This is a genomic window from Micromonospora sp. BS32 (genome assembly GCF_059089345.1).
In genome coordinates this window covers 254930-281072 of the sequence record NZ_JBSSHR010000003.1, presented here as the reverse complement: position 1 = coordinate 281072, position 26143 = coordinate 254930, and the positions used below count along the sequence as shown (strand labels likewise).

The following is a 26143-nucleotide window of genomic DNA, read 5'->3' as shown; positions in this document are numbered from 1 at the left end:
CCATGCGTATTCCCAGTTGGTTCTCCACCCACCTCGCCGCGCTGCGCGCGCTGCTGGTCTTCACCGTGCTGCTCGGGCTGGCGTACCCGCTGGCCCTGGTCGCCGTCGGCCGGCTGCCCGGCCTCGACGCCCACGCCGACGGCTCGCTGGTCATCGCGAACGGCCGGACCGTCGGCAGCACCCTGATCGGCCAGTCCTTCACCGACGCGGACGGCAACCCCGTCCCGCGCTACTTCCAGTCCCGCCCGTCGGCGGCCGGCGACGGCTACGACCCGACCGCCACCGCGGCCTCCAACCTCGGCCCGGAGAGCGTGGTCGACACCATCGCCACCGACCCGGAAGAGTCGACCCAGAGCCTGCTCACCCAGGTCTGCGCCCGCAGCGTTGCCGTCGGCCAGCTCGACGGCGTCGACGGGCGGCGGCCCTACTGCACCCCGGACGGGGTCGGCGCGGTGCTGGCGGTGTTCCACCGCGACGGGCTCACCGGCCCGGTCACCCGGGCGGTCAGCGTCAACCAGGCCGCCCCCGCCACCCCGTTCGTCGCCTCCTGGCAGGGCGTGCCGGTGGAGCCGGCGAAGCCGGGCGAGGACTACGTCGCCGCCGGCGGCGTGATCGTCCCGGTCCGGGGCGACGCTCCGGCCGACCCGGCGGTGCCCGCGGACGCGGTCACCGCCAGCGGCAGCGGCCTCGACCCGCACATCAGCCCGGCGTACGCCGAGATCCAGGTGGCCCGGGTGGCGCGGGAGCGCCGCGCGGACCCGGCGGAGGTCCGCCGCCTCGTCGCCGCGCACACCACCGGCCGGACGCTCGGCTTCATGGGCGCCCCCGGGGTGAACGTGCTGAAGCTGAACCTCGCCCTCGACGAGACGTTCCCCGCCCGCTGAACCGCCCGCCGGGCGGCCCCCGACGGCCCGCCCGGCGGACCCGGCGCGCGCCCGGGCGGGCCGCCGCCGCGAGAGGATGTTCCCGTGCCACGTGGAGAACTGCGCATCTACCTGGGCGCCGCGCCCGGCGTCGGCAAGACGTACGCGATGCTGGAGGAAGCCCAGCGGCGCACCGAGCGCGGCACCGACGTGGTGATCGGGCTGGTCGAGACCCACGGTCGCCCGCACACCGCCGCGATGATCGGCGACCTGGAACAGGTGCCCCGCCGGACCGTCGCCTACCGCGGCGCCGAATTCACCGAGATGGACGTCGACGCCGTGCTGGCCCGTCGTCCGGAGGTCACCGTGGTCGACGAGCTGGCGCACACCAACGTGCCCGGCTCCCGGCACGAGAAGCGCTGGCAGGACATCCAGGAGCTGCTCGACGCCGGCATCTGCGTGCTCTCGACGGTCAACGTCCAGCACCTGGAGTCGATCAACGACGTCGTAGCCCAGATCACCGGCACCACCCAGCGCGAGACCGTGCCCGACCAGATCGTCCGGGCCGCCGAGCAGGTCGAGCTGGTCGACATGACACCGGAGGCGCTGCGCCGCCGGATGGCCCACGGCAACATCTACCGGCCCGACAAGATCGACGCCGCGCTGGGCAACTACTTCCGGGTCGGCAACCTCACCGCGCTGCGCGAACTGGCCCTGCTCTGGCTCGCCGACAAGGTCGACGAGCAGCTCGACGCGTACCGCGCCCAGCAGGGGATCTCCGACACCTGGGAGGCCCGGGAGCGGGTGGTGGTCGCGCTGACCGGCGGGCCGGAGGGGGAGACCCTGGTCCGGCGGGCCGCCCGGATCGCCGCCCGGAGCAAGGGCGCCGACCTGCTCGCCGTGCACGTGGCCCGCAGCGACGGCCTGGCCGGCGCGGACCCGGCCCAGCTCGCCCGGCAGCGGGTGCTGGTGGAGAGCCTCGGCGGCACGTATCACCAGGTGCTGGGCGTCGACATCCCGGCCGCGCTGCTGGACTTCGCGCGCGGCGTCAACGCCACCCAGCTGGTGCTCGGCGCGAGCCGGCGGGGGCGCTTCGCGCAGCTGTTCTCCCGGGGCGTCGGGGTGACCACCGCGGCGCTGTCCGGGCCGATCGACGTACACCTGGTCACCCACCCCCAGGCCGGCCGGGGCCGGCGCGGGTCGGCGGTGCCGGCGGCGCTGTCCCGGCGGCGCCGGCTGCTCGGGTTCGCCCTCGCCGGGCTGGGCATGCCGCTGCTGACCGTGCTGTTGTCGCTGCCCGACCTCAGCCTCACCAACGACATCCTGCTCTTCCTCGCCGGTGTCGTGGGGGTGGCGCTCGTTGGCGGGCTCTGGCCGGCGCTGGTCGCCGCGCTCGGCGGGTCGGTGCTGCTCAACTGGTTCTTCACTCCGCCCTTCCACACGCTGACCATCGCCGAGGCCGACAACCTCCTCGCCCTCGCCGTCTTCGTCGGCGTCGCGGTCGCGGTCAGCTGGGTGGTCGATGTCGCCGCCCGGCGGACCCGGGAGGCCGCCCGCGCGTCCGCCGACGCGCAGACCCTGGCCACGGTCGCCGGCGGCGTGCTGCGCGGCGAGCGGCCGTTGCCCGCCCTGCTCGACCGGCTCCGGGAGACCTTCGCGCTGCGCGCGGTCAGCGTGCTGGAAATGGTCGCCGACGCCGAGGGGCGGCCCGGGCGGGACCGCGAGGAGGACGCCTGGCGGGTGGTGGCCAGTGTCGGCGAGGCGCCGGCGGGCAGCCCCAGCGCGGGGGAGACCGCGGTACCGGTGGACGACCGGCTCACCGTCGTGCTCTCCGGCCGGCGGCTGGAGGCCGCCGACCGGCGCATCGTCGAGGCGTTCGCCGCCCAGGCCGCCGTCGCGCTCCGCCAGGAGCGTCTCGCCGAGGAGGCGGCCACCGCGCGGCCCCTCGCGGAGGCCGACCGGATGCGCACCGCGCTGCTCGCCGCGGTCAGCCACGACCTGCGTACGCCCCTGGCCTCGGCGAAGGCCGCGGTGAGCAGCCTGCGCAGCCCGGACATCGAGTTCGACGCCGACGACCGCGAGGAGCTGCTCGCCACCGCCGACGAGTCGCTGGACCGGCTCGGTCGGCTGGTGGCGAACCTGCTGGACATGAGCCGCCTGCAGGCCGGGGCGCTGGGCGTCACCCGGACCCCGATCGGGTTGGAGGACGCCGTACCCCGGGCCCTGGACGAGCTCGGGCCGGTCGCGGCCGACGTCACCACGGACATCCCGGCCGACCTGCCGGCCGCCAGCGCCGACCCCGGGCTGCTGGAACGGGTCCTGGTCAACATCGTGGCCAACGCGCTGCGGCACAGCCCGCCCGGGCAGCCGCCCACGATCACCGGCAGCGCCCACGCCGGGCAGGTGGAGCTGCGGGTCATCGACACCGGGCCGGGCATTCCCGAGGACCAGTGGGAGCACGTGTTCCTGCCGTTCCAGCGCCTCGGCGACCGGGACAATCAGACCGGGGTCGGCCTCGGGCTGGCCCTGTCCCGTGGGCTGGCCGAGGCGATGGGTGGCAGCATCACCCCCGAGACCACCCCCGGCGGAGGGCTGACCATGGTGCTGCGGTTGCCCGCCACCGCGCAGGGCATGTCGGAAGGGCCGCAGGAATGACCCGCATCCTGGTCGTCGACGACGAACCGCAGATCCTGCGCGCCCTGCGGATCAACCTGCGGGCCCGGGGATACGACGTCGAGGTCGCCGCCACCGGCGCCGCCGCGCTCAGGGCCGCGGCCAGCCACCCACCCGACCTGGTGGTGCTCGACCTGGGCCTGCCCGACATCGACGGGACCGAGGTCATCCGGGGGCTGCGCGGCTGGACCAGCGTGCCGATCATCGTGCTCTCCGGCCGGGCCGGCAGCGAGGACAAGGTCGCTGCCCTGGACGCCGGCGCCGACGACTACGTCACCAAGCCGTTCGGCGTCGACGAACTGCTGGCCCGGATCCGCGCCGTCACCCGCCGGCTGGCCACCTCAGCGGCGGACGCCTCGGCCGCCGGCACGGCCACGCCCCGGGTGGGCCGGCACACCGTCAACCTGGTCGACCGCACCGTCGTTCGCGACGACGGCGCCGAGGTGCGGCTCACTCCCACCCAGTGGGCGATGTTGGAGAAGCTGCTCCGCCACCCCGGCAAGCTGATCAGCCAGCGCCAGCTGCTGCACGACGTGTGGGGGCCGGAGTACCAGAACGAGACCAACTACCTGCGGCAGTACATGGCGCAGCTGCGGCGCAAGCTCGAGGACGATCCGGCCCGCCCCCGGCACCTCATCACCGAACCCGGCATGGGCTACCGCTACCGGCCCTGACCGCCGCTGACCCGGTGCCGGACCCGGCCGGCACGGGCCAGCGGGCGGGACCGCAGGTTCTGTGGCCAGGGTTCTTCCAGAGAACGACCGGCAGGCGGAGGTTCCGGTCGGGCGCTGATATCGTCGGCGCCCGACCGGCGGCGGGCCGGCCGGACGACTCACGACTGGACGGTCGCCGGTGACCCGGGTACGCACGCTCCTTCCCCCGGCGCTGCTGGCCCTGGTGCTGCTCGCGCTGGTCGTCTCGGGCATCCGGCCGTACGACCGGCTCACCTGGCTGCTGGAGACGGTCTGGGTGATCGTGGGGGTGCCGGTGGTGCTGCTCACCTGGCGCCGCTTCCCGCTCAGCACACTGCTGTGCTGCCTGCTCGCGACGCACGCCACGATCCTCATCGTGGGTGGGCACTACAGCTACGCGCGTACCCCGGTCGGTGACTGGGCGCGCGAGGTGTTCGACCTGTCCCGCAACCCGTACGACCGGCTCGGTCACTTCGCCCAGGGCTTCGTGCCGGCGATCCTGGTCCGGGAGGTCCTGGTCCGTCGTTCCCCGTTGCGCGGCAGCCGCTGGCTCGCCCCGCTGGTGGTCTGCGCCTGCCTGGCCTTCAGCGCGTTCTTCGAGATGATCGAGTGGTGGGCGGCGGTGGCCGGCGGGTCGGCGGCCGACGACTTCCTGGCCACCCAGGGCGACGTCTGGGACACCCAGTGGGACATGTTCCTCGCGCTGGTCGGCGCGGTCACCTCGGTGGCGCTGCTCGGCCGGCTGCACGACCGCCAACTGCCGCCGCCCGGACCCGCCGTGGGCGGCCCCGACCACTACCCCGGCCGCTGATCAGGCGCGGTACGCCAGGTCGACCATCATGCCCGTCTCGGCGTGGTAGATGTTGTGGCAGTGGGTCATCCACCGGCCCGGGTTGTCGGCGTCGAGGTCGACGGTGACGGTCTGTCGGGGCAGCACGACGACGGTGTCCTTGCGGGCGCCGCCGCCGGCCACCGCGAAGGTGTGCCCGTGCACGTGCATCGGGTGGAACATCGTGCTGGTGTTGACGAACTCCAGGCGCACCCGCTCGCCGCGCCGGACCAGCAGCGGCTCGGCGTCGGGCCAGGTCGCCCCGTTGATCGTCCACCGGTACGGCATCATCGACCCGGCCAGCTCCAGCCGGTGCACCCGGTCCGGCCGGCGGTCGGCCAGCGCCACGTCGTCGGCCGCGCGCAGCGTCGCGCAGGTCAACACCGTCCGGTCCAGTTCGGCCGGGCGGATCGTCGGCGGTGGCCCCTCGCCGCCGCCGGTACGGACCACCGCCAGGCCCTGCCCGGTCTTGCCCTCGGCCACCGCCACCAGGGGGAAGACCCCGTCGGCCAGCTCCACGATGACGTCGGCGCGTTCCCCCATGGCCAGCAGCAGCGCGTCAACCGTGGCCGGCCGGACTCCGAAGCCGTCGGTGTGCGTGACGGTCAGCCGATGCCCGCCCAGCGCGACCCGGTAGGCGGTGTCCGCGCCGGCGTTGACCAGCCGGATCCGCACCCGCTGCCCGGGTCGGCCGTGGAACGTGACCGGGGCCGCCGGCACCCGGCCGTTGACCAGGTGGTGCGGGTACGCGACGTCGCCGGCACCGCCCAGCAGCGGCGACGTCATCGACTCCATCCCGCCCATCGTCATGCCGGACATCCCGCCCATCGAACCGTGGCCCATCCCGCCCATCGAACCGTGGCCCGTCCCGCCCATCGAACCGTGGCCCATCCCGCCGAGGGCGGCTAGCACGGCGTCCGGGGTACGTCCCGTGCCGTCCACCCAGTCGTCGAGCACCACGATCCACTCGGCGTCGTACCGGCCCGGCTCGTGCGGGTCGTCGACGACGAGGACGCCGTGCAGCGCGCGGTCGAGCTGCACCCCGGAGTGCGGGTGGTAGAAGTAGGTGCCCGGATCGGGAGCGGTGAACTCGTAGGTGTGCCGGCCGCCCGCCGGGATGGGCGCCTGGGTGAGCCCCGGCACCCCGTCCATGTCGTTGCGCAGCGCGACGCCGTGCCAGTGCACGCTGGTCGGCGCGGGCAGCTCGTTGACCACGTCCACCCGGACCAGGTCGCCGGCGCGGGCCCGGATCAGCGGGCCGGGGGCCTGCTCGGCGTACCCCCAGGTGGAGACCGTGACCCCGCCCAGGTCGATGGTCGCGGGTCGGGGCCGGAGGGTGGCGCGGACGGTGCCGGCGCCCGGCCGGCGGCGGGCCGCCTCGGTCCGGGCGACCAGGTCGGCGTCCGGGGTGACCAGGCGCGGGTCGAACGCGCCGCCCGCCCATGCGGCGGCCCCGGCGGTGCCGGCGAGCCCGGCCGCGCCCGCGATGCCCGTCAGCAGGCGACGCCGGGTGATGGTGGGTCTCATCGCTGCTCGTCGGTGGGGGAGCGACGCCGCTCCGCCACGTCCGAGCCTGCCGCCACCGCCGCACCTCGGGGTATGGCACGACGGCCCGGCGGCGGGGGGCCGAAGGTCACCTTCCGCCGGCCCTCCCGCGGGGACGGTGGGTCACGGCGTGCCGGTCCACCGCCGGTTGGCGTGGCGCCGGCGCAGCACGTAGAGCAGCGCGCTCGCCGCGAAGAGCGCCGCGCTCACCGCCAGCCAGCGGCCCAGCATCGACCGGGGCGCCAGGCCGGTCGCCGAGGAGTAGGTGCCGTCACCGAGACCGAGCACGCCCGGCAGGTAGACCAGGAAGAGCAGGCCGGCGGCGAGCGCCGGCACCCGGACGTGGTTCAGCGCCGACGGGCCGGGTCGTCCACCGAGGGCGCCCCGGAGCAGCCGGTCGGCCGACGCGTACACCGGGAAGAGGACCAGGTCGTGGGCGATCACCGCGCCGAGGAACCAGAGCAGCATCCGACCGGCGGTGGCCTCGCCGGACAGCCGCAGCGCGATCCAACCGGTCACCGCGAAGCAGCCCAGCAGGAGCAGCAGGTGCCAGGGTGCCGCCGCGTACGCGCGCCGGAACTCAGCCATCGGCCCGCTCCTCGAAGCTGATCTCGCGGACCCACTTGGTGCAGTGCACCCCGGGCAGCGCGGGCACGATGATCCGCGCCGGGTAGCCGTGGTCCGGGCTGAGGTCGACGCCGTTGACCCGCAGGGCGAGCAGCGCGTCGGCGTCGCGTACCTGGTTGCCGGCGAGGGTGGCCTGACTGAACAGGCCGGCGCGTTCCAGCGACCTGACCCGGGCCGCCGCCGGGTTGGTCGACCCGACCAGGGCGGCGAGGTCGCGCAGCCGGACCCCGGTCCAGGTCTGCGAGGTGGACCAGCCCTCCACGCAGGCGATCGGCAGGGTGGCGGTGTGCTGCGCCATGCCGAGCAGCCGGTCGCGGTCCAGCTCGACCGCGCGCCCGCCGCCGCGCAGGGTCAGCCGCCAGCCCGGGCCGGTCTGCTCCGGCGTGACACCGGCCGCGGCGACGCTGCGGTTGACCGGGAAGCCCGTGGGACCGTCGTCGTGCTGACGCCCCCGGGGCAGCAGCAGCGCGGTGCGGCGCAGCGCGTCGACGCTCTGCCCGATGGTCAGCGCCGCCAGCAGCAGCGAGCCGCCGCCGACCAGGGTCAGCACCCCGCGCCGGCTCATCGTCGCCGGCCCCGGCCGGCGGACCACCAGGCCGTCCGGATCCGCCGGCTCCGGCCCGGTCCGCTCCAGCGGGGCACGCCCGAAGCCCGGCCCCCGTAGCGCGGTGACCAACCGGGGCAGCTTGATCGCCACATGGGTGACCAGCGCGGCGGTGAAGACCCAGGCGCCGAACCAGTGCGCGGTGTAGAAGTCGAACCCGAACAGGTAGGCGTACTGGATGTTGAGCAGGCCGGTGACCGTCTGGAAGAGGATCCCGCCGACCAGCAGCAGCAGCGACAGCCGCTCCAGCAGTTGGGCGACCGAGCGGGCCGGCGGCCAGTCGAAGAGCTTCGGCACCACCGACCAGAGCTTGCCCAGCACCACCGGGACCAGCACGATTCCCAGCGTCACGTGCAGCCCCTGGGTGACCCGGAACAGCCACGCCGGCCGGGTCGGCCAGTCGAAGACCGGCGGGTGCAGCCAGCCCACGTCACGCGGGAACGCCTGGTCGAAGCGGGGGCCGTAGGCGATCCAGTCGAGCAGCCCGGTGACGATCACCAGTGGCAGGGTGGCCAGCAGCACCGCACCGAGCACCGAGGTCAACCAGGGGCCGCGCACCGGGCTGCGCCAGGCGCGGTCGGCCGCGTCGACGCCCGGTGGCCGGTGGCGGTCCAGACTCCGCCACAGCCGCGCCGGGAAGGCGTACGGCGGGCCGTCCGGACCGGCCGGTGGCGGCGGGCTGGCGGGCACGGGTCCTCCTGGTGGACGCGGGGTCTGGGCCCGACCCCGGTGGTCGGCCCCTTCAGCAGGACGCTAGACGCCGGAGCCGCCGACCGGCCGGTTTCGCCGCATTACCGAAGGCTTACCGCCGTCCCTTACGGACCGCTGACGTCCGCGCCGAACCCGTCCGCCGGGGGGCCGGGTGCCCTAGCGTGAACCGAATGCGGGTACTCGTCACCGGCGCGGCCGGGTTCATCGGATCGCAGATCGCCGACCTGCTGGTCGCCGAGGGGCACGAGGTGGTCGCCCTGGACGCGCTGCTGCCTCAGGCGCACGGCGGCGAGCTGCCGCAGTGGTCCCGGCGGCACGACCCGGTGGTCGGCGACGTCCGCGACCCCGCACTGCTGGACCGGCTGCTCTCCGGCGTGGACGCGGTCTGCCACCAGGCGGCCATGGTGGGGCACGGGCTGGACCCGTCGGACGCCCCCGACTACGCCAGCCACAACGACTACGGCACGGCGGTGCTGCTCGCCGCCATGCACCGGGCCGGGGTGTCCCGGCTGGTGCTGGCCAGCTCGATGGTGGTCTACGGCGAGGGGCGCTACGCCTGCGCCCGGCACGGCGTGGTCCGTCCCGCCCCGCGCCGCCCCGCCGACCTGACCGCCGGCCGGTACGACCCGACCTGCCCGGACTGCGGCGGGACGCTCGACTCCGCGCTGGTGCCCGAGGACGCTCCGCTGGAGCCGCGCAGCACGTACGCGGCCACCAAGCTGGCCCAGGAGCACCTGGCCGCCGCGTGGGCCCGGCAGACCGGGGGCGGTGTCTGGGCGCTGCGCTACCACAACGTCTACGGTCCCCGGATGCCCCGCGACACCCCGTACGCCGGGGTGGCCTCGCTGTTCCGCTCCGCGCTGGCCGACGGTCGCCCACCCCGCGTGTACGAGGACGGCCGGCAGCGCCGCGACTTCGTGCACGTCACCGACGTGGCCCGGGCCAACCTGCTGGCGCTCAGCGCGCCGGCCCCGGACGGCCTGATCCCGGTGAACGTCTGTTCCGGTGAGCCGCACACCGTCGGCGAGCTGGCCGCGGCGCTGGCCGAGGCGATGGGCGGCCCGGAGCCGGTGGTGGTCGGCGGCGCGCGGGCGGCCGACGTCCGGCACGTGGTGGCGGACCCGCGCCGGGCCCGCGCGCTGCTCGGCTACGCCGCGCGGGTCGGGTTCGTCGACGGGGTGACCGCCTTCGCCACCGACCCGCTGCGCGAGCCCGCCGCCGTCGCCGGCTGACCCGCCGGGTCCAACGGTCAGGAGACGGTCAGCAGGAGGTGGTTGACGGCCAGCGCGGTCAGCGCCTGGCCGGCCAGCCACCAGCGGCGGGCCGGCGTGGGCAGGTGCGCGACGGCGACCAGCAGCCAGACCACGAACGGCAGCCAGATCCGCTCCACCTCGGCCTTGCTCATCCCGGACAGGTCGGCGGCGAGCACCGCCAGCGCGGCGGCCGCCGGCAGCAGCACCGTCGGCCCGAGGCCGCGCACCCGGCCGACGAGCGCCGCGACCCGGCTGCCGAACACCGACCCGGGAGCCGGATCGGTGACCACCCAGCCGCCGAGCCGGGCCGGCGGGCGGGCCACGGCGACCGGGGTGGACCCCGGCGACCGCCACCGGGCGTGGGCGGTGCGCAGGGTGCGGTACAGCGCCGGCCCGAGCACCGGGCCGGCCGACAGCAGCAGCGCGGCCAGGTTCGCCCAGACCCAGTAGCCGTACGGGCGGTCGGCCGCCCAGCCCTGGTAGTAGCGCTCGACCACCCGGTCGTACCCCTCCCACCAGCGGAAGCCGGCGGCCACGAAGGCGACCACCACCGCGGTGACGCCGGCCGCCCCGGCCAGCAGCGCGGCCCGCCGGCGGTCCCGGCGCAGCGCGACCACGGCCAGCGCCAGCGCCCCCACCAGCACGAACCCGTACGACAGGTGCAGCGCGAAACCGAGCAGCACCCCGCCGGCCAGCGCGGCGACCGGCCCGCGTACCGCGAGCAGGGCGAGGCCGGCGGCGACCACCCCGGTGAAGATCGCGTCGCCGGAGGCGCCCAACCAGACCGCGCCCGGCAGCAGCACCAGGAACGGCAGCACCGCCCGGGCCGCCTCGGCGGCGCCCAGCGCCCGCAGGGTCACCGGCACCGAGACGGCGACGGTCGCGCCGACCAGCACGCAGCACAGCGCGGCGGCGGTGCCCCCGCCCAGGCCGACCCGGTCCAGCCAGACGAAGACCAGCAGGGCGCCCGGCGGATGTCCGGCGGTGTGGGTGGACCAGGAGTCGGGCTGGAAGTCCAGGATCCGGTCGGTGAAGCCGGCCAGCATCCGGGGGATGTCGGCCACCCCGGGCACCTCGTGCAGGTACTCCGCCTGCGGGGTGAGCCGCCGGGTCAACCCCCTCGACCAGCCGTCGACCAGCGCCAGGGCCAGCGTCCAGGCCACCGCGGCGAGCCAGCCGGCGGCCAGCAGCGGCCCCCACCGGGCGGTCCGCGCCCAGCGCAGCCCCGGCCCGAGCACGGCCGCCGCCACCAGCACCGCCAGCGGGGTGCCCCACCCGACGTGCGGGTGCCAGGTGGCGTAGGCCGGCGCGGCGTCCGCGTGCAGGCCCGCGCCGCGCCGGTTGAGCACGATCCCGACGGTCACGGCGGCGGTGAGCAGCGCCGCCTCGACGGCCAGCACGAGCAGGTCGCCCCGGCCACGGGCCGGCGCGCGGTCCGCGACGGGGGAGCGGGGGAGGGCGGTGGCGGGTCTCATGTCGACCGGACGGTACGGCCCGCGCCCGCCACCCGTCAGCCGAACCGCCGGCCCGTCACCGGACGGTAAGAAGTGGCGGCGCGGTAAGGGTTCCGTAAGGCCGATCGGGGCCCGCGCGAGCGGCTTCGGTCCTAGCGTCGGCAGTATGCCGACACAGATCGACGTGGTGCTGCCGTGCCTCGACGAGGCCGCCGCCCTGCCCGGCGTGCTGACCGCGCTGCCGCCCGGCTACCGGGCGATCGTGGTGGACAACGGCTCGCGGGACGGCTCGCCGGAGGTGGCCGCCCGGCACGGCGCCCGGGTGGTGCACGAAGCCCGCCGGGGCTACGGCGCGGCGGTGCACGCCGGAATCGAGGCCGCCGACACGGAGCTGGTCTGCGTCCTCGACGCGGACGGCTCCTTCGACCCTGGCGAGCTGCCCGCGCTGGTCGCCGCGGTGGCCGACGGGCGGGCGGACCTGGCGGTGGGCCGCCGCCGACCGGTCCGGGCCGGGGTCTGGCCTTGGCACGCCCGCGCCGGCACCGCGCTGGTGGCCGCGCTGCTGCGGCACCGGGGCGTACCGCTGCGGGACCTCAGCCCGATCCGGGTGGCCCGCCGGGAGGAACTGCTCGCCCTCGGGGTCACCGACCGGGCCTTCGGGTACCCGCTGGAGCTGCTGATCCGCGCCGCCGCGGCGGGCTGGCGGATCCACGAGCGCGACGTCGCGTACGCCCCGCGCGCCGCCGGCACCCGCTCCAAGGTCTCCGGCTCGGTACGCGGCACCCTGCGCGCCACCCGCGACTTCGCCGCCGTGCTGCGCACCGTGGACGGCCGACGGTGACCGTGCTGCTGGTGGTGGCCAAGGCGCCGGTGCCCGGTGCGGTGAAGACCCGGCTCTGCCCGCCGGCGACCCCCGAGCAGGCGGCCCGGATCGCCGCCGCCGCGCTGCGCGACACCCTGGACGCCGTCGCCGCCACCCCGGGGGTGACGCCGGTGCTCTCGCTGGCCGGCCGGTTCGCCGACGCCGAGGACGGGATGGCGCTGGCCGCCGCGGTCGCCGACTGGCCGGTGCTGGCGCAGCGGGGCGAGGACTTCGCGGCCCGGCTGGCGCACGCCCACGCCGACGTCGCGGCGGCGTACCCGGGTCGGCCGGTGCTCCAGATCGGCATGGACACCCCGCAGCTGACCCCGGCGCGGCTGGCTGCCGCCGTCCGCCGGCTCGACCTGGCCGGCACCGACGCGGTGCTGGGCCGGGCCGCCGACGGCGGCTGGTGGGCGCTGGGCCTGCGCGACCCCCGGCACGCGGCCGCCCTGCGGACGGTACCGATGTCCACCGCCGATACCGGGCGGCTCACCTGGGCGGCGCTCGCCGAACGGGGCCTGCGGATCGCGGCGCTGGCGGTGCTGCGCGACGTCGACGGCTGGGCCGACGCCCTCGCGGTGGCCGGTACGGTCCGCGGCGGCCGGTTCGCCCGCCAGGTCGCCGCCCTGCGGCGTGCCACGCTGGTGGGAGGGGGCCGGTGAGCGTCGACGGCTTCGCCACCGCGCTGCGCGACCGGGGGGCCGACGCGCACTGGCTGGTGCACGCCGACGGGGCCCGCAGCCGGCTGCCGGTGGACCGCTGGCACGGGCCGGCCGAGCCGGCCGTCGTGGCGGTGGTCGCCCGCTGCGCCGGCCCGACGCTGGACCTGGGCTGCGGACCGGGCCGGCTCACGCTGGCGCTGACCCGGGCCGGGCTCACCACGCTCGGCGTCGACGTGTCGCCCCGCGCGGTGGCGCTGACCCGGGCCCGCGGCGCGGTCGCCGTCCAGGCCGACCTGTTCGCGCCGCTGCCCGCCGAGGGCCGGTGGGCGCACGTGGTGTTGCTGGACGGCAACATCGGCATCGGCGGTGACCCCGCCGCGCTGCTGCGCCGGTGCCGGTCGTTGCTCCGCCCGGCGGGCACCGCCCTGGTGGAGCTGGACCCGCCCGGCTCGGGCACCTGGCAGGGGCAGGCGCACGTCCTGTCCGGCCGGTACCGGGGGCCGGCGTTTCGCTGGGCGCGGCTGGACACCCGAGCGGTGCACGTCCCGGCAGCCGCGGCGGGGCTGGTCGTGCGGGACGTGTTCGCGGCCGGTCACCGCTGGTTCGCCGAGCTGGCCGCCGACTGACCGACGGCGGAGCGGTCCGCTCGGCCCGGCCAGGCGGGGGCGGGGCGAGCGGAGCGGGCGTGGGCGGCGGCGAGAGGATGTCGCCAGAGTTCGTATGACTCTCCGTCATAATCATGACGCAGAGTCATACCGCTCTCCGCCACGAGTGGGGGGTGGACACTACGGTCCGTGGCCCTCAGGCTGAGCGGTCCGTAGCCCGCAGGCCGAGCGTCAGGCGGAGGCCAGCGGTAACCGGACCACGAACCGGCAACCGCCGGTGACGTTGCGGACCTCGACCCGGCCGCCGTGCGCCTCGACCAGGCCGCGCACGATCGCCAGGCCCAGCCCGCCGGAGCCCTCGATCCCGCCGTTGCCCGGTCGCGGCGTGCGGGCCGGCTCGCCCCGGAACGCCACGTCGAACAGCCGGGGCAGGTCACCCTCGGGGATGCCGCCGCAGGTGTCCGCGACGGCCAGCCAGGCGTCGTCACCGTCCCGGCCGGCGTCCACCCGGACCGTGCCGTCGTCCGGGGTGTAGCGGACGGCGTTGAGCAGCAGGTTCCCTACCACCCGGGCCAGCTCCGGCTCGCTGGCGGTCACCGTCGGCCAGCCCGACTCGGCGGCGACCAGCCGGATCCGGCGGGCCGCGGCGAGCGGCGCGGTGCCGGCCAGCGCGTCGGAGACCACGTCGCCCAGCGGTACGGCCGACAGCGACAGCCGCAGCGCCCCGGCGTTGATCCGGGACAGCTCGAACAGGTCGTCGACCAGCCGGGTCATCCGGTCGGTCTCCACCCGGATCCGCCGGTGGTACTCGTGGACCGTGGCCCGGTCGGCGACCACCCGGTCCTCCAGCGCCTCGGCCATCGCCCGCAGCCCGGCCAGCGGGGTGCGCAGGTCGTGCGACACCCAGGCGACCAGGTCCCGGCGTCCTTTCTCGATCCGCCGCTCCCGCTCCCGGGCCTGGTCGGCCCAGACCGCCGCGGCGGCGAGCCGGCGCCCGAAGAGCCAGCCGACGGCGAGGCTGACCACCGCCGCCGCCGAGACGGTGATCAGCACGACCTCCAGGTCGTGCGGGGAGAGGAACATCGCCTCGGCGATCACCGCGACGCCGGCGACCACCGCGGCCACCGTCATCGCCAGCAGCAGGAAGATGTGCACGGTGATCGACCGGCCGCGCAGCAGCCGCAGCGCGCCGGCACCAAGCAGGCCGACGATGCCGGCCGCCCCGAGCGCCGCGCCGAAGATCAGGGCGAGGTCAGCCATCGGCCGGCTCGTACCGGTAGCCGACGCCCCAGACCGTGACGATCCGGCGCGGGTCGGCCGGGTCCGTCTCGATCTTCTCCCGCAGCCGGCGCACGTGGACCGTGACGGTCGACTGGTCACCGAAGCGCCAGCCCCAGACCCGCTCCAGCAGCTCGGCCCGGCGGAACGCCCGCGCCGGATGCCGCATCAGGTGCGCCAGCAGGTCGAACTCGCGCAGGGTGAGGGCCAGCTCCCGGCCGTGCAGCCGGGCCACCCGGGGGCCGGTCTCCACGGTGAGGCCACCGTCGGTCAGCACCTCCGGCGTCGCGCCCGGCGGCTCGCCGCCGGCCCGGCGCAGCACCGAACGGACCCGCAGCACCAGCTCGCGGGGGGAGAAGGGCTTGCTGAGGTAATCATCCGCGCCCAGTTGCAGGCCGAGGATCCGGTCGGCCTCGTCGCCCCGCGCGGTCAACATCACGATGGGTACGCCGTCCGGCCGCTCCCGCAGCCGTCGGCACACCTCCAACCCGTCCAGCACCGGCAGCATCAGGTCCAGCACCACCAGCTGCGGCGGCGCGGCGGCCACGGCGGCGAGCGCGGCGGCGCCGTCCCCGACGTGGTCCACCTGGTAGCCGGCGTGCTCCAGGTACCGGCACACCACGTCGCTCACCGTCCGGTCGTCGTCGACGACCAGCACCCGTTGCGCCACCGGCATACCTCCCCCTCGTGCCGGCCAGCGTAGTCGCGGCCCGTCCCGACGGCGGTACGCGGAAACCTTGCGATGTCCTTACGACTGCGGGCTCGCCTCCGGTACCCGGATACGGGCTTACCGTTGGAGGATGAGCATCGACGAGGACTGGGTGCCCGCGCACTGCACCCTGCCGACGGAGGCCCGGCCACTGCGGGTCGTCGAGTTCGACGACCTCTTCGCCAGCGCACTGCGCGGACAGCGCCGGCTGGCGCCGACCCGACTGCGCTGGGAGTTCGACCCGGCGGCCGAGCGGACCGTCCGGGACCTGGTCGACCGGGAGACCGCCTGCTGCGGGTTCTTCACCTTCACGGTGGTACCGCTCGGCGCGTCACTGCGGGTCGACGTCGAGGTGCCGGACGCCCGGACGGACGTCCTGGACGCGCTCGCCTCGCGGGCCGGCCGGGGGCTGCCAGGCTGAGCGCCGCGGGCCGGCCGCCCGCCTCAGCCGTCGGCGCAGCGCTCCGACAGGGCGTAGCGCATCAGGACGACGTCGCCGATCTGCCGGACCTCCGCCAGCCGGGCCCGCCGCCCCGGGTGCCAGGGGAAGGCGCCGTCGCCGACGAACCGGGGCGCCCGCCGGTCCCCGACGAAGAACGGGGCGACCACCAGGTGCAGCTCGTCGGCGAGCCCGGCGGTGAGGAACCGCGCGTGCACCATGCCGCCGCCCTCCACCATCAACCGCCCCACCCCGCGGCCGGCCAGGTCCGCCAGCAGCCGTTGAAGGTCCAGCGGGTCGCCGGCGTCCACCACCGTGGCGAGCCCGTCGAGCAGCGCGGTGGTCCGCCCCGCCGCCGGGCTCGCGCAGTAGACGATCTTCTCGGCGTCGCCGACGGTGAAGAAGCGTGCGGTCGGGTCCAGCTCGCCCCGGGCGGTCAGCGTCACCTTCACCGGCGAGGACGGAAGCCCGGCCGCCTCGCGGGCCGCGCGCAACCGCTCCGCGCGGATCACCAGCCGCGGGTCGTCCCGGCGGACCGTTCCGGCGCCGACCAGGATCGCGTCGCAGCCGGCCCGGACCCCGTCGATCCGCTCCAGGTCCTCCGCGTTGGACAGCATCAGCCGCTGCTCGGTGGCGTCGTCGATGTAGCCGTCGATCGAGGTGGCGCAGCTGAGCAGCACGTACGGCCGGGCCACCGGGGTGGCCACCCGCGGGACCGCCGCCGCGGCCGGTAGGACGTCCATCTCAGGTCAGCGACGGCAGGTCGGCGGTCCGGGCGGTCGCCCGGCTGGCCTTGGCCGCCAGGTAGTCGGCGTTGGCCGGGGAGAGGTACACCCCGGTCGGCACCACCTCGGCGACGTCCACCCCGAGCCGGTCCAACTGCTCCGCCTTCTCCGGGTTGTTGCTGAGCAGCGCGAGCCGGCCGACCCCGAGCACCGCGAGCATCTGCGCTGCGGCCCGGTAGTCCCGCTCGTCCTCACCGTGCCCCAGCGCCACGTTCGCCTCGTAGGTGTCCAGCCCCGCGTCCTGCAGCGCGTACGCGTCGAGCTTGGGGTAGAGGCCGATGCCGCGCCCCTCCTGCCGCAGGTAGAGCAGGAAACCACCGGCGGCGGCGATGCGTTCCACCGCCTCCCGAAGCTGCGGGCCGCAGTCGCAGCGCTGGCTGCCGAAGACGTCCCCGGTCAGGCACTCGCTGTGCGGGCGGACCAGCGGCGCCGCCCCGCCCGCGGCGTGCCGGTCCAGCGCGCCCGACCAGTCGCCCAGCCCGAACGCCAGGTGCTCCCGGCCGTCCACCAGCCCGTCGAAGGTGAAGACCCGGGCCGTCGTGGCGTACCCGTCGGGGAAGCGGAGGGGGACCGTGACCTGGGTGCGGACCGTGGCGACCGGCAGTGCTTCGTACATGTGTCTCCTCCGTCAGGCGCTGCCGGCCAACCCGGCAGCGGAAACCGCGGTAGACCCACCGGGCTTCACCGTACGGCCCGCCGCAGAACCGTGCAGCCGGGACGGACGGGCGCGGACGAGCAGCACGGCGGCCCCGGGAAGCGCGGCGACCAGCACCAGTGCCCCGTACACCAGCGCGGTGGACACCCCCTGCGCGGCGCCCAGGCCGGCGGCGCCGAACGCCCACGCCGCCACCCCCTCGCGCGGCCCGAAGCCGCCGACGTTGGCCGGCAGCCCCATCGCCAGCAGCGCCAGCAGGGTCAGCGGCAGCAGCCGGCCCAGCGGGGCGGTGGCGCCGGCGACCCGGGCCGCCAGCACGAAGGTGGCCAGGTGGGCGGCGACCACCACCACCGAGGCGGCCAGCACCCCCGGCGCGGTCCGCCGGCCGAGCAGGCCGGCCCGGACGTCGTCGGCGGCGGCCCGCAGCGCCCGTGCCCGCCGGGACGGCCCGGACCGGGGCAGCGCCCGCAGCAGCACGACGAGCGCCACGGCGGCGACCACCGTCAGCACGGTCGCCGCCGGCAGGTACGGCCGCACCGGCGACGGCAGGGCCAGCAGCAGCCCGACCGCCAGGGCCGCCTGCACCACCTGCCCGGCGGTGCGTTCCCAGACCACCGCCCGGATGCCCCGGCCGACGTCACCGGAGTCCCGCCCGTGCCGGACCGCCCGGTGCACGTCGCCGAGCACCCCGCCGGGCAGCGTGGCGTTGAGGAAGACCGCCCGGTAGCAGTCGGCCACCGCGGCGCCCAGCGGCAGCCGCACCCCGAGTCCCTCGGCGACCAGCCGCCAGCGCCAGGCGCAGCAGACCGTGGTGAGCGCCCCGAGCGTCAGCGCCGCCGCGACGGCGGGAGCGTCGATGCGGCGCAGCCCGGCCAGCACCGGTCCGGTTCCCAGCCACCACAGCAGACCGGCCACCAGCGCGGCCCCGCCGAGGTTGCTCACCCAGCCCCAGGCCGGACGCGCGGACGCGGGGGACGGTTCGCCGACAGCCTCTGGCACCTGGGCCTCCTGAAGAAGATCGTCATCTCCTTCCACGTACCGGCGGCCCGGGCGGTTCATTCCGCGCCGGCGAGCAGGTCGTCGTGCCCGACGGTCACCGTCAGCTCGCCCGCCGCCGCCTGCGCGCTCCGCCGCCGGCCGTACTCCGCCGCGCGGTCGGCCAACTCGGGGCGCTGCTCGACGGCCGCGTCGAGCCAGCCCGCGAACCACTCGGCGGTCAGCGCGGCCCGCGCGGGACCGAGCCGCCACGGGCTGGGCCGCACCGTCACGTCGACCCCGTGCCGGGCGAAGGCCGCCACGGTCGCCGCGGCGGCGTCCGGCCCGAGCAGGGTGCGGCCGTCGACGGTACGCCGCTGGTGGTCGTCGAACGCGGCGGCGACCTCGGCGTCCAGCGGGTCGGCGGGGTCGACCGTCACCCGGCCGACCACCGAGAGCACGAACAGCGTCGGGCAGCCGGCGCCCGCGCAGGCCGCCACGATCCGGTCGATCTCCTCGGCGGTCAGCATGTCCAGCAGCACGGACGCGGTCACCAGGCCCGCCCCGGCCAGGTCGGCGGCGGTCAGCCGGGTGATGTCCGCCTGCCGGGTCGACAGCTCGACCGGGGAGCCGTCGGCGGCCCGGGGCGGCTCGGCACGGGCCCGGTCCAGCAGCCCCGGGTCTCGGTCGTACAGGATCCAGTGCTGCGGGCCGGGCAGCCGCGGGGCCAGCCAGCGGGCCATCGACCCGGTGCCGCTGCCCAGGTCGTGCACGACCAGCGGCCGGTCGCCGGTGAGCCGGTCGCGGAGCCGGTCGACCAGTTCCCCGGCGCGGGCGTCGGCGTCGGCGGGTTCCCGCAGCCGCAGCCAGTCGGCGAACGGGTCCGTCGCGTACGTGCTCATACCCTCACTCCATCCAGGACGTCGGCGATGGTCGCGCAGGTGGCCGGCCAGCCCGGCAGGGTGCGGCGGCGCCCGGCCGCCGCCCGCCGCAGCCGCCGCCGCAGCCCGGGGTCGCCGAGCCAGCGACGCAGCGCCCCGGTCAGCGCGGCCGGGTCGTCCGCTCCGACGAGCAGGCCCGGCAGTTCGCCGTCGGGCGCCCGGCCGAGCGCCCCGGGCAGCCCGCCGACCGCGGTGGCCAGCACCGGGACGCCGCGGGCGAGGGCCTCGGTGACCACCATCCCGTACGTCTCGGCGTGCGAGGCGAGGACCAGCAGGTCGGCACCGGCGTACGCGCTGTGCAGCGCGTCCCCGGTGCGCGGGCCGACCAGCCGCACCCGGTCGGTGAGGCCCAGCTCGTCGACCTGCCGGCGCAGCCCGGCGACGAAGGCCGGGTCCCGGGTGAGCGCGCCGACGCAGTCCAGCGTCCAGGCCCGGTCGGCGACCCCGGCCAGGGCTCGGACCAGCACGTCGTGCCCCTTGAGCGGGGTGACCGCCGCGACGCAGAGCAGCCGGGTGCCCTCGGCCGTCCCGACGGCCGGCGGGGCCGGGGCCACTCCCGGTTCCGCGACGCGCACCCGGTCGGGGTCCAGCCGGTGGTGCTCGCGCAGCCGGTCCCGGGTCCACCCGCTGGTGGCGACGACCGCGGTGGCGCAGGCCAGCGCGGCGGCCTCGGTGCCGTCGGCCAGCGGCAGGTGCACCAGGACGACCAGCCGCAGCCGCCGGGCGTGCGCGGCCAGCACCTCCGGCACGACCGAGGCGACCAGCCCGTCCAGCAGCACCACCGCGCGGTCGGGCAGCGCCGCGAGCACCCCGGCCAGCCGCGTCCGCGCCGGCCCGTCCGGGTGCGGCCACTCCCCGGGTACGCCGTGCTCGCGCACCGTCCACCCGACGGCGGCGAGCCCGTCGCAGACCCGGCGGTCGTAGCTGTTGCCGCCGCTCGGGGTGGCCGGGTCGTCGATGTCGCCGGGCAGGACGACGTGCACCACCGGCACGGTCTACAGTGCCCGTTCGTAGCTGGCCCAGGCGATATGCGACTCGTGCAGCGTCACGGTGATCCCGGTCAGCTCCCGGGCGCCCGCGCCGAGGCCGCCGGCGTGCACCCGCTCGGCCAGCCGGTCCGCGATCGTCCGGCAGAGCACCTCGGTGGTGGTGTTCTGCCCGGCGAACGCCGGCTCGTCGTCGAGGTTGCGGTAGGTCAGCGCGCCGAGCACGGACTTCAGCTCGTCGGTGGCCCGGCCGATGTCCACCACGATGCCGTCGGCGTCCAGGTCGGCCCGGCGGAACGTCGCGTCCACCACGAACGTCGCCCCGTGCAGCTTCTGCGCCGGCCCGAAGACCTCGCCCCGGAAGCTGTGGGCGATCATGATGTGGTCCCGTACGGTCACGCTGAACACGGCGTCACTCCCCGTCGTAGCTGATCAGGTGGCACAGCGCGGGGAGGCTCCCCGCGGCGAGTCGGTCGAGCACGTCGGGCAGCTCAGCGAAGCGGGACTCGCCGGTGAGCAGCGTGTCGAAGACCGGGTCGGCGAGCAGCTCCAGGGCGAGCGCCAGCCGGTCGGCGTAGCTGCGGCGGGACGCCCGGGCGGGGGAGACCGTGCCGACCTGGCTGCCCCGGATGGTCAACCGGCCGGAGTGGAACGACCCGCCCAGCGCCAGCCGGACCTCCCGGTCGCCGTACCAGCTCAGCTCGACCACGGTGCCCTCCGGCGCGAGCAGCTCCAGCGACCGCTGCAACCCGGCGCCGGTGGCGCTGGCGTGCACCACCAGGTCCCGCCCGCCGGCCGCCCCGTCGGGCCGGGCGAACCCGACGCCCAGCGCCGCGGCCACCTCGGCCCGGGCCGGGTCGGCGTCGACCAGCTCGACGCGGACGCCCGGGAACCGGGCCAGCAGGGCGGCCACCGTGCAGCCGACCATGCCGCCGCCGACCACGCTCACCCGGTCGCCGACCAGCGGCGCGGCGTCCCAGAGCGCGTTCACCGCGGTCTCCACCGTGCCGGCCAGCACGGCCCGGGCCGCCGGCACGCCGTCCGGCACCGGCGTCACCGCCTCGGCGGGCACGACGTACGCGGTCTGGTGCGGGTACAGGCAGAAGACGGTCCGCCCGCGCAGCGCCGCCGGCCCGGCCTCGACCACGCCGACGTTGAGGTAGCCGTACTTGACCGGGCCCGGGAAGTCGCCCTCCTGGAACGGGGCGCGCATCGCCGCGTACTGGCTGCGGGGCACACCGCCGGTGAAGACCAGCGTCTCGGTGCCCCGGCTGACGCCGGAGTGCAGGGTACGCACCAGGACCTCGTCAGGGCCGGGCTCGGGTAGCGTCACCGCCCGGATCTCGCCCACCCCGGGGGAGCGGAGCCAGAAGGCGCGGGCGTCGCGGGTCACGCGGTCTCTTTTCGTCGCGCTGGGGAACATCTGGCCGTGGAACCGAACCGAACGGCCGCCGGCTCCGTGTTCTCTGTCGAGGCCGTCGATCATAAACACGGAGGCAGGGTGTCCAGGGTTCGAACGGGTCCGGTGGTCGGCCTGACCGCCCAGATCGTCCTGCTGGCCGGGCTGGCCGCGGCCGTTGGGCTCGACGCCGCGGGCTGGCTGGCCGGCGGGGCGTACGGCATGGTCGTCGCCGCCGCGCTGCAGCGCGGCCTGCGCCGGCGCGGCGCGGACCGGCTGGGCCCGGCGAACCGGGTGACGCTCACCCGGGCCGTCCTGGTCGGCGGGGTGACCGCGCTGGTGGCGACCGCCCTGGGCGGGCCGGCGCCGCTGGCCGTGCTGGTGCCGCTGGCGGTGGTGGCGCTCGCCCTGGACGCGGTGGACGGCTGGGTGGCCCGGCGCACCGGCACCGCCAGCGGGCTCGGGGCCCGCTTCGACATGGAGGTCGACGCCTTCCTCATCCTGGTGCTCAGCGTGCACGTGGCGCCGTCCACCGGCGGCTGGGTGCTCGCCATCGGCATGATGCGGTACGCCTACGTCGCCGCCAGCTGGGTGCTGCCCTGGATGCGGGGCACGTTGCCACCGCGCTACTGGCGCAAGGTGGTCGCCGCCGCGCAGGGGGTGCTGCTGCTGGCCGTCGCCGCGGACGTGCTGCCCCGGGCGGTGGCCGCGGTGGTGGTGGCGGTCGCGCTGGCGCTGCTGGTCGAGTCGTTCGGCCACGACGTCGGCTGGCTCTGGTGGCACCGTCCGATCCGGACCGGCCCGGCGATGCCCACGCCGGCCCGCCCGGCGGCCCGCCGGCCCGCGTCGGTCCCGGCCCGCCGGCCCGACGACCGGGCCGACCGGCCGCTCGCCGCGCACCAGCCCGTCTGAGCGTTACCGTCCGGCCGCCCCCGCCGCCGGAACCTCCCAGGAAGGGAAATCGCAGTGTCAGTGCTGTCGCGCCTGCGCCGCCGAGCGGCGGCCCCACCCGACGTGGACGACGGCCGGGGTCGGCTGCGTACCGTCGCGGCGACGGTGACCACCGCGCTGGCCGGCCTGCTGGTGCTCGTCGTGCTGGCCGCGCCCGACCGGTACGACCAGCTGCACCCGGTCGCGTTCCTCCGGCTCCCGCTGGAGGGGCTGGTCGCCGCGGCCGTGCTGCTGGCGCTGCGGGGGCGGGCCCGGCGGGCCGCGGCGCTGCTGGTCGGGGTGGCGATCGGCCTGCTGGCCGTCGTCAAGCTGCTCGACGTGGGGATGTCGGCCAGCCTGGCCCGGCCGTTCGACCTGGTGATCGACTGGGTGCTGCTGGACGACGCGTACGGCTTCGTCACCGACGCGGTCGGCCGGGCCGGCGCGGTCGGCGCGTCGGTGGCGCTGGTGGCTCTGGTCGTCGCGCTGCTGGCGCTCACCACCCGGTCGGTGCTGCGGCTGACCCGGGTGGCGGCTTCGCACGACCGCTCGGCGTCGCGGGTGGTCGCGGCCCTCACCGCGCTCTGGGTCGTCGGCGCGACGCTCGGGGTGCCGGCCGCCGACTCCTCGACGTCCGCGCTGGTCCGGCAGCACGTCGGCGCGGTCGGGGCCGGGTTGCGCGACGCCGACGCCTTCGCCGCCGAGGTGTCCACCGACGCCTTCCGGGACGCCCCGGGCGATCAGCTGCTCACGGCGCTGCGCGACAAGGACGTGGTGCTGGCGTTCGTGGAGAGCTACGGCCGGGACGCCGTCGAGGACCCGGAGTTCGCGCCGCAGGTCGGCGCGGTGCTGGACGGCGGCACCCGCCGGCTGGCCGCCGCCGGCTTCGCCGCCCGCAGCGGCTTCCTCACCTCGCCGACGGCGGGCGGGGGGAGCTGGCTGGCCCACGACACCCTGCTCTCCGGGCTGTGGATCGACAACCAGCAGCGCCACCGCAGCCTGCTGGCCAGTGACCGGCTCACCCTCAACGGGGCGTTCCGGCGGGCCGGCTGGCAGACCGTGGGGGTGATGCCCGCGGCGACGCAGCCGTGGCCGGAGGGGACGTTCTTCGGCTACGACCGCTACCACGACGCGGCCGGGCTGGGCTACCGCGGCCCGAGGTTCAGCTACGCGCCGATGCCGGACCAGTACACCCTGGCCACCTTCCAGCGCCGGGAGCGCGCGACCCCGGGCCACGCCCCGCTGATGGCGGAGATCCCGCTGATCTCCAGCCACTCGCCGTGGGCGGCGATTCCCCGGATGCTCGACTGGGACCGGGTCGGCGATGGCTCGATCTACCGGCAGTCGACCTCGGTGGCGGCGAATCCGAAGGACGTGGTGGGGCGCAGCACCAGCCAGGTGCGCGAGGGCTACCGCCGGTCGATCGAGTACTCGCTGAACAGCCTGATCTCCTACGTCCAGACGTACGGCGACGACGATCTGGTGCTGGTCTTCCTCGGTGACCACCAACCCGCCCCGGTGGTGACCGGCGAGGACGCCAGCCGGGACGTGCCGGTGACCATCGTCGCCCGGGATCCGGCGGTGCTGGCCCGGGTGGACGGTTGGGGCTGGCAGGAGGGGTTGCGGCCGGGCCCGGGGGCGCCGGTCTGGCGGATGGACGGCTTTCGGGACCGGTTCCTCACCGCGTTCGGCCCGCAGCCGCCCGTCCCGGCCGCCGCGCCCGCGCACGATTGACCCGGGCGCCGCGCTTGCCGAACCAGCGGGAGAGGTGGTCGTCCAGGTCCTGCTGATCGTCGCCGATCCAGGCAACGTGGCCGTCGGGGCGGAGCAGGAGGCACGGAACATCCAGTACCGCAGTGGGATCCCCAAGGTAATCGACCCGGTCCGACCAGCCGCCGACGGTCAGGCGTTCGGTGCGGTCCAGCAGCAGGCCGCGGCCGCGATGCAGCAGACCGTAGAGGTGGCCCTGTTTCACCTCGATGTCGCGCAGGCGGCGGCCGAGCAGGTAGGGGCCTGCGCCGAAGTCGTAGCGGATGCCGATCGCGGTGATCTTCTCGATCAGATAGCGGTTCACCTCGTCGAAGTCCATCAGTTCGGTGAGCAGCCTGCGCACGGCCTGCGGGCCCGGTTCGTTGGACAGCAGTTCCATCTGGGCGCGGGTGTTGTCCAGCACGTCCTGGGCGACCGGATGACGTTCGGCCTGGTAGGTGTCCAGCAGTGTTTCCGGCGCCCAGCCGCGGATCTGTGCGGCCAGTTTCCAGCCGAGGTTGAATGCGTCCTGAACGCCCAGATTGAGGCCCTGCCCGCCGATGGGTGGATGGATGTGTGCCGCGTCGCCGGCCAGCAGCACCCGCCCGACCCGATAACGTTCGGCTAGCCGTGTGGCATCCCCGAAGCGGGACAACCAGCGCGGGGAGTGCACGCCGAAATCGGTTCCGGCGATGGTGCGCAACTGTTGTTTGAAATCCTCGAGGGTGGGCGGTTCCGCACGATCGCTGACTCCCGCGACGGGGACTACGACGCGATAGGCCCCTTCGCCGAAGGGCGCGAGACTGAATCGCTTATCGGTCTCGCGGATTTCGGTCACCTTGGCGGCGATCTCCTCCTGCGGCACACCCACTTCCATCTCGCCCATCAGCGTCTCGGTCCGCGAGGGCTCGCCGGGGAAGCCGACGCCGAGTAGTTTGCGCACCGTACTGCGCCCGCCGTCACAGCCGACGAGATAGCGCGAACGCAGCTGTTCCCCGTCGGCCAGCTCGACGGTCACACCGTCGTCGTCCTGCTCGAAACCGGCCACCGCACAACCGCGCCGGACCTGCGCACCCAGTCCGATCGCATGTTCTTCGAGCAGATGAACGATGACCGGCTGCGGGATGCCCAGCAGATAGGCGTGCGCGGAATCCAGGCCCTTGGGCGCGGGTTTGGTGATGGCGGCGAAGAAGCCGCCGGCCGGACGCTGTCTTCCGTGTTCGAGAATGCGCTCCAGCAGCCCGCGCATTGCCATCAGCTCGATACTGCGAATATGCAGACCGACTATGCGGACGAACGACGCGGGCTCGGTTTCCTTCTCCAGGACGAGTACCCGCACATCGTGCAGCCGCAGTTCGGCGGCCAGCATCGCACCAGTCGGCCCGCACCCGGCAATGATCACGTCGAACATGAGGGGCGCGCGATCGGTGCCGGAGGCCGGCGATGGGAGTCCGGGGACGTCACCCGCGGTGGAGTCGCGCTCGACCATGTCGTTCGACGACGGCTCGGCGGTGAACTGCAGAGAGTGCATAGGTGTTGCCTTTCGGGAGTGCCTTGTTGGCGAGGCGCTCCCGGCGACACCTACGTCAATCGCCAGCCCGTGACGGGAAGGGGGAGCACCCACATCGATACAGCGTTCATGGGTCTCACCTCCTCGGGCGGTGTCACGGTCAGCTGCAAGCTACAAGCCCGAGCATCATCCCGTCCAGTCCTTTCCCAGCCACGTGATCACGACTCCAAACGGGCCCGTGCGGCGGCGATGCTGATCAGGGTCTGCCGCCACCAGGCCATGGCTGTTCTTTCCCCTTCGTGCGGTTGGCGTCTTCCGGGTCAGCTCTTCAGATGAGCGGGCCGGTGGCGGGGATGTCTCCGGCGCGGAGCGCGGCACAGATGGCCACCACCACCGGGTCGAAGTCC

24 protein-coding genes and 1 pseudogene are annotated in these 26143 nt (G+C 75.6%); 11 read left to right on the top strand and 14 right to left on the bottom strand.

Features of this window, described 5'->3' with window-relative positions:
* The first annotated feature begins 2 nt into the window (after positions 1-2).
* From AC5RWQ_RS06830 to AC5RWQ_RS06815, 4 genes are all read left to right on the top strand, one after another.
* Entirely contained in the window at positions 3-884 is an 882-nt protein-coding gene (locus AC5RWQ_RS06830) for a potassium-transporting ATPase subunit C (RefSeq protein WP_494281875.1), read from the top strand.
* Positions 885-968: 84 nt separating this feature from the next.
* A complete protein-coding gene (locus AC5RWQ_RS06825; protein ID WP_494281874.1) occupies positions 969-3518 on the top strand; it encodes a DUF4118 domain-containing protein in 2550 nt (849 codons plus the stop codon).
* On the top strand, positions 3515-4210 hold the full coding sequence (locus AC5RWQ_RS06820; RefSeq protein ID WP_494281873.1) for a response regulator: 696 nt from the start codon (positions 3515-3517) through the stop codon (positions 4208-4210). Before AC5RWQ_RS06825 ends, AC5RWQ_RS06820 begins: the two co-directional genes overlap by 4 nt.
* Positions 4211-4388: 178 nt before the next feature.
* Positions 4389-5039, top strand: a complete 651-nt coding sequence (locus AC5RWQ_RS06815; protein ID WP_494281872.1) for a DUF2238 domain-containing protein — start codon at positions 4389-4391, stop codon at positions 5037-5039.
* Here AC5RWQ_RS06815 and AC5RWQ_RS06810 read toward each other — a convergent pair whose 3' ends face one another.
* The 3 genes from AC5RWQ_RS06810 to AC5RWQ_RS06800 all read right to left on the bottom strand — a co-directional run bounded on the left by AC5RWQ_RS06810 (position 5040) and on the right by AC5RWQ_RS06800 (position 8523).
* Entirely contained in the window at positions 5040-6584 is a 1545-nt protein-coding gene (locus tag AC5RWQ_RS06810; protein WP_494281871.1) for a multicopper oxidase family protein, read from the bottom strand.
* A 141-nt stretch (positions 6585-6725) separates the two neighbouring features.
* The gene (locus AC5RWQ_RS06805; protein ID WP_494281870.1) at positions 6726-7190 is read right to left on the bottom strand and encodes a hypothetical protein; all 465 of its coding nucleotides are present in this window, start codon (positions 7188-7190) and stop codon (positions 6726-6728) included.
* Entirely contained in the window at positions 7183-8523 is a 1341-nt protein-coding gene (locus AC5RWQ_RS06800) for a molybdopterin-dependent oxidoreductase (RefSeq protein WP_494281869.1), read from the bottom strand. Before AC5RWQ_RS06800 ends, AC5RWQ_RS06805 begins: the two co-directional genes overlap by 8 nt.
* Positions 8524-8714: 191 nt before the next feature.
* On the opposite strand from AC5RWQ_RS06800, the gene AC5RWQ_RS06795 reads away from it, so the two are divergent.
* On the top strand, positions 8715-9776 hold the full coding sequence (locus AC5RWQ_RS06795) for an NAD-dependent epimerase/dehydratase family protein (protein WP_494281868.1): 1062 nt from the start codon (positions 8715-8717) through the stop codon (positions 9774-9776).
* 17 nt (positions 9777-9793) lie between these two features.
* On the opposite strand, the gene AC5RWQ_RS06790 is transcribed toward AC5RWQ_RS06795, so the two are convergent.
* The gene (locus AC5RWQ_RS06790; protein WP_494281867.1) at positions 9794-11272 is read right to left on the bottom strand and encodes a hypothetical protein; all 1479 of its coding nucleotides are present in this window, start codon (positions 11270-11272) and stop codon (positions 9794-9796) included.
* A gap of 145 nt (positions 11273-11417) precedes the next feature.
* Here AC5RWQ_RS06790 and AC5RWQ_RS06785 point away from each other — a divergent pair, with 145 nt between their 5' ends.
* The 3 genes from AC5RWQ_RS06785 to AC5RWQ_RS06775 are packed head-to-tail and all read left to right on the top strand — an operon-like array spanning position 11418 to position 13401.
* Positions 11418-12092 carry a glycosyltransferase family 2 protein gene (locus AC5RWQ_RS06785; RefSeq protein WP_494281866.1) on the top strand — a complete coding sequence of 225 codons (675 nt, stop codon included), beginning with the start codon at positions 11418-11420 and terminating at the stop codon, positions 12090-12092.
* Positions 12089-12775, top strand: coding sequence for a TIGR04282 family arsenosugar biosynthesis glycosyltransferase (locus tag AC5RWQ_RS06780; protein ID WP_494281865.1), 687 nt, complete (start codon positions 12089-12091; stop codon positions 12773-12775). Before AC5RWQ_RS06785 ends, AC5RWQ_RS06780 begins: the two co-directional genes overlap by 4 nt.
* Positions 12772-13401: a class I SAM-dependent methyltransferase gene (locus AC5RWQ_RS06775; protein ID WP_494281864.1), complete on the top strand. Its 630-nt coding sequence runs from the start codon at positions 12772-12774 to the stop codon at positions 13399-13401. Before AC5RWQ_RS06780 ends, AC5RWQ_RS06775 begins: the two co-directional genes overlap by 4 nt.
* Positions 13402-13611: 210 nt before the next feature.
* On the opposite strand, the gene AC5RWQ_RS06770 is transcribed toward AC5RWQ_RS06775, so the two are convergent.
* A complete protein-coding gene (locus AC5RWQ_RS06770) occupies positions 13612-14640 on the bottom strand; it encodes a sensor histidine kinase (RefSeq protein ID WP_494281863.1) in 1029 nt (342 codons plus the stop codon).
* Positions 14633-15328: a response regulator transcription factor gene (locus AC5RWQ_RS06765; RefSeq protein ID WP_494282034.1), complete on the bottom strand. Its 696-nt coding sequence runs from the start codon at positions 15326-15328 to the stop codon at positions 14633-14635. Before AC5RWQ_RS06765 ends, AC5RWQ_RS06770 begins: the two co-directional genes overlap by 8 nt.
* A 130-nt stretch (positions 15329-15458) precedes the next feature.
* On the opposite strand from AC5RWQ_RS06765, the gene AC5RWQ_RS06760 reads away from it, so the two are divergent.
* On the top strand, positions 15459-15788 hold the full coding sequence (locus tag AC5RWQ_RS06760) for a hypothetical protein (protein WP_494281862.1): 330 nt from the start codon (positions 15459-15461) through the stop codon (positions 15786-15788).
* 23 nt (positions 15789-15811) lie between these two features.
* On the opposite strand, the gene AC5RWQ_RS06755 is transcribed toward AC5RWQ_RS06760, so the two are convergent.
* From AC5RWQ_RS06755 to AC5RWQ_RS06725, 7 genes are read right to left on the bottom strand one after another with little or no spacing between them, the layout of a single operon-like run.
* The gene (locus tag AC5RWQ_RS06755) at positions 15812-16549 is read right to left on the bottom strand and encodes a RibD family protein (RefSeq protein ID WP_494281861.1); all 738 of its coding nucleotides are present in this window, start codon (positions 16547-16549) and stop codon (positions 15812-15814) included.
* Between the two features lies 1 nt (position 16550).
* Positions 16551-17207: a GTP cyclohydrolase II gene (locus AC5RWQ_RS06750; RefSeq protein ID WP_494281860.1), complete on the bottom strand. Its 657-nt coding sequence runs from the start codon at positions 17205-17207 to the stop codon at positions 16551-16553.
* A 12-nt stretch (positions 17208-17219) separates the two neighbouring features.
* Positions 17220-18305 (bottom strand): lysylphosphatidylglycerol synthase transmembrane domain-containing protein, encoded by a 1086-nt coding sequence (locus AC5RWQ_RS06745; RefSeq protein ID WP_494281859.1) that lies wholly within the window; start codon positions 18303-18305, stop codon positions 17220-17222.
* Entirely contained in the window at positions 18302-19123 is an 822-nt protein-coding gene (locus AC5RWQ_RS06740; RefSeq protein WP_494281858.1) for a class I SAM-dependent methyltransferase, read from the bottom strand. Before AC5RWQ_RS06740 ends, AC5RWQ_RS06745 begins: the two co-directional genes overlap by 4 nt.
* Complete coding sequence (locus AC5RWQ_RS06735) at positions 19120-20154, bottom strand: glycosyltransferase family 4 protein (RefSeq protein WP_494281857.1); 1035 nt, start codon at positions 20152-20154, stop codon at positions 19120-19122. Before AC5RWQ_RS06735 ends, AC5RWQ_RS06740 begins: the two co-directional genes overlap by 4 nt.
* Positions 20155-20157: 3 nt before the next feature.
* Positions 20158-20556 carry a 6-pyruvoyl trahydropterin synthase family protein gene (locus AC5RWQ_RS06730; RefSeq protein ID WP_334483414.1) on the bottom strand — a complete coding sequence of 133 codons (399 nt, stop codon included), beginning with the start codon at positions 20554-20556 and terminating at the stop codon, positions 20158-20160.
* A 4-nt stretch (positions 20557-20560) separates the two neighbouring features.
* On the bottom strand, positions 20561-21541 hold the full coding sequence (locus AC5RWQ_RS06725; protein WP_494281856.1) for a zinc-dependent alcohol dehydrogenase: 981 nt from the start codon (positions 21539-21541) through the stop codon (positions 20561-20563).
* A gap of 108 nt (positions 21542-21649) precedes the next feature.
* Here AC5RWQ_RS06725 and AC5RWQ_RS06720 point away from each other — a divergent pair, with 108 nt between their 5' ends.
* Both AC5RWQ_RS06720 and AC5RWQ_RS06715 read left to right on the top strand, forming a co-directional pair.
* A complete protein-coding gene (locus AC5RWQ_RS06720; protein ID WP_494281855.1) occupies positions 21650-22459 on the top strand; it encodes a CDP-alcohol phosphatidyltransferase family protein in 810 nt (269 codons plus the stop codon).
* Positions 22460-22519: 60 nt separating this feature from the next.
* A pseudogene (locus AC5RWQ_RS06715) lies at positions 22520-24211 on the top strand (sulfatase-like hydrolase/transferase); the annotation flags it as partial.
* Here AC5RWQ_RS06715 and rox read toward each other — a convergent pair.
* Positions 24156-25637 carry a rifampin monooxygenase gene (rox, locus tag AC5RWQ_RS06710; protein WP_494282033.1) on the bottom strand — a complete coding sequence of 494 codons (1482 nt, stop codon included), beginning with the start codon at positions 25635-25637 and terminating at the stop codon, positions 24156-24158. The pseudogene AC5RWQ_RS06715 and the gene rox sit on opposite strands and share 56 nt — an antisense overlap.
* Between the last annotated feature and the right edge of the window lie 506 nt (positions 25638-26143).

What these genes read in the sequence shown, in the direction of transcription:
- AC5RWQ_RS06830 (WP_494281875.1), top strand. Translation starts at nt 3, where the DNA reads ATGCGTATTCCCAGTTGGTTCTCCACCCACCTCGCCGCGCTGCGCGCG.
- AC5RWQ_RS06820 (WP_494281873.1), top strand. Translation starts at nt 3,515, where the DNA reads ATGACCCGCATCCTGGTCGTCGACGACGAACCGCAGATCCTGCGCGCC.
- AC5RWQ_RS06810 (WP_494281871.1), bottom strand. Translation starts at nt 6,584, where the DNA reads ATGAGACCCACCATCACCCGGCGTCGCCTGCTGACGGGCATCGCGGGC.
- AC5RWQ_RS06805 (WP_494281870.1), bottom strand. Translation starts at nt 7,190, where the DNA reads ATGGCTGAGTTCCGGCGCGCGTACGCGGCGGCACCCTGGCACCTGCTG.
- AC5RWQ_RS06795 (WP_494281868.1), top strand. Translation starts at nt 8,715, where the DNA reads ATGCGGGTACTCGTCACCGGCGCGGCCGGGTTCATCGGATCGCAGATC.
- AC5RWQ_RS06790 (WP_494281867.1), bottom strand. Translation starts at nt 11,272, where the DNA reads ATGAGACCCGCCACCGCCCTCCCCCGCTCCCCCGTCGCGGACCGCGCG.
- AC5RWQ_RS06785 (WP_494281866.1), top strand. Translation starts at nt 11,418, where the DNA reads ATGCCGACACAGATCGACGTGGTGCTGCCGTGCCTCGACGAGGCCGCC.
- AC5RWQ_RS06770 (WP_494281863.1), bottom strand. Translation starts at nt 14,640, where the DNA reads ATGGCTGACCTCGCCCTGATCTTCGGCGCGGCGCTCGGGGCGGCCGGC.
- AC5RWQ_RS06760 (WP_494281862.1), top strand. Translation starts at nt 15,459, where the DNA reads ATGAGCATCGACGAGGACTGGGTGCCCGCGCACTGCACCCTGCCGACG.
- AC5RWQ_RS06755 (WP_494281861.1), bottom strand. Translation starts at nt 16,549, where the DNA reads ATGGACGTCCTACCGGCCGCGGCGGCGGTCCCGCGGGTGGCCACCCCG.
- AC5RWQ_RS06750 (WP_494281860.1), bottom strand. Translation starts at nt 17,207, where the DNA reads ATGTACGAAGCACTGCCGGTCGCCACGGTCCGCACCCAGGTCACGGTC.
- AC5RWQ_RS06745 (WP_494281859.1), bottom strand. Translation starts at nt 18,305, where the DNA reads ATGAACCGCCCGGGCCGCCGGTACGTGGAAGGAGATGACGATCTTCTT.
- AC5RWQ_RS06740 (WP_494281858.1), bottom strand. Translation starts at nt 19,123, where the DNA reads ATGAGCACGTACGCGACGGACCCGTTCGCCGACTGGCTGCGGCTGCGG.
- rox (WP_494282033.1), bottom strand. Translation starts at nt 25,637, where the DNA reads ATGTTCGACGTGATCATTGCCGGGTGCGGGCCGACTGGTGCGATGCTG.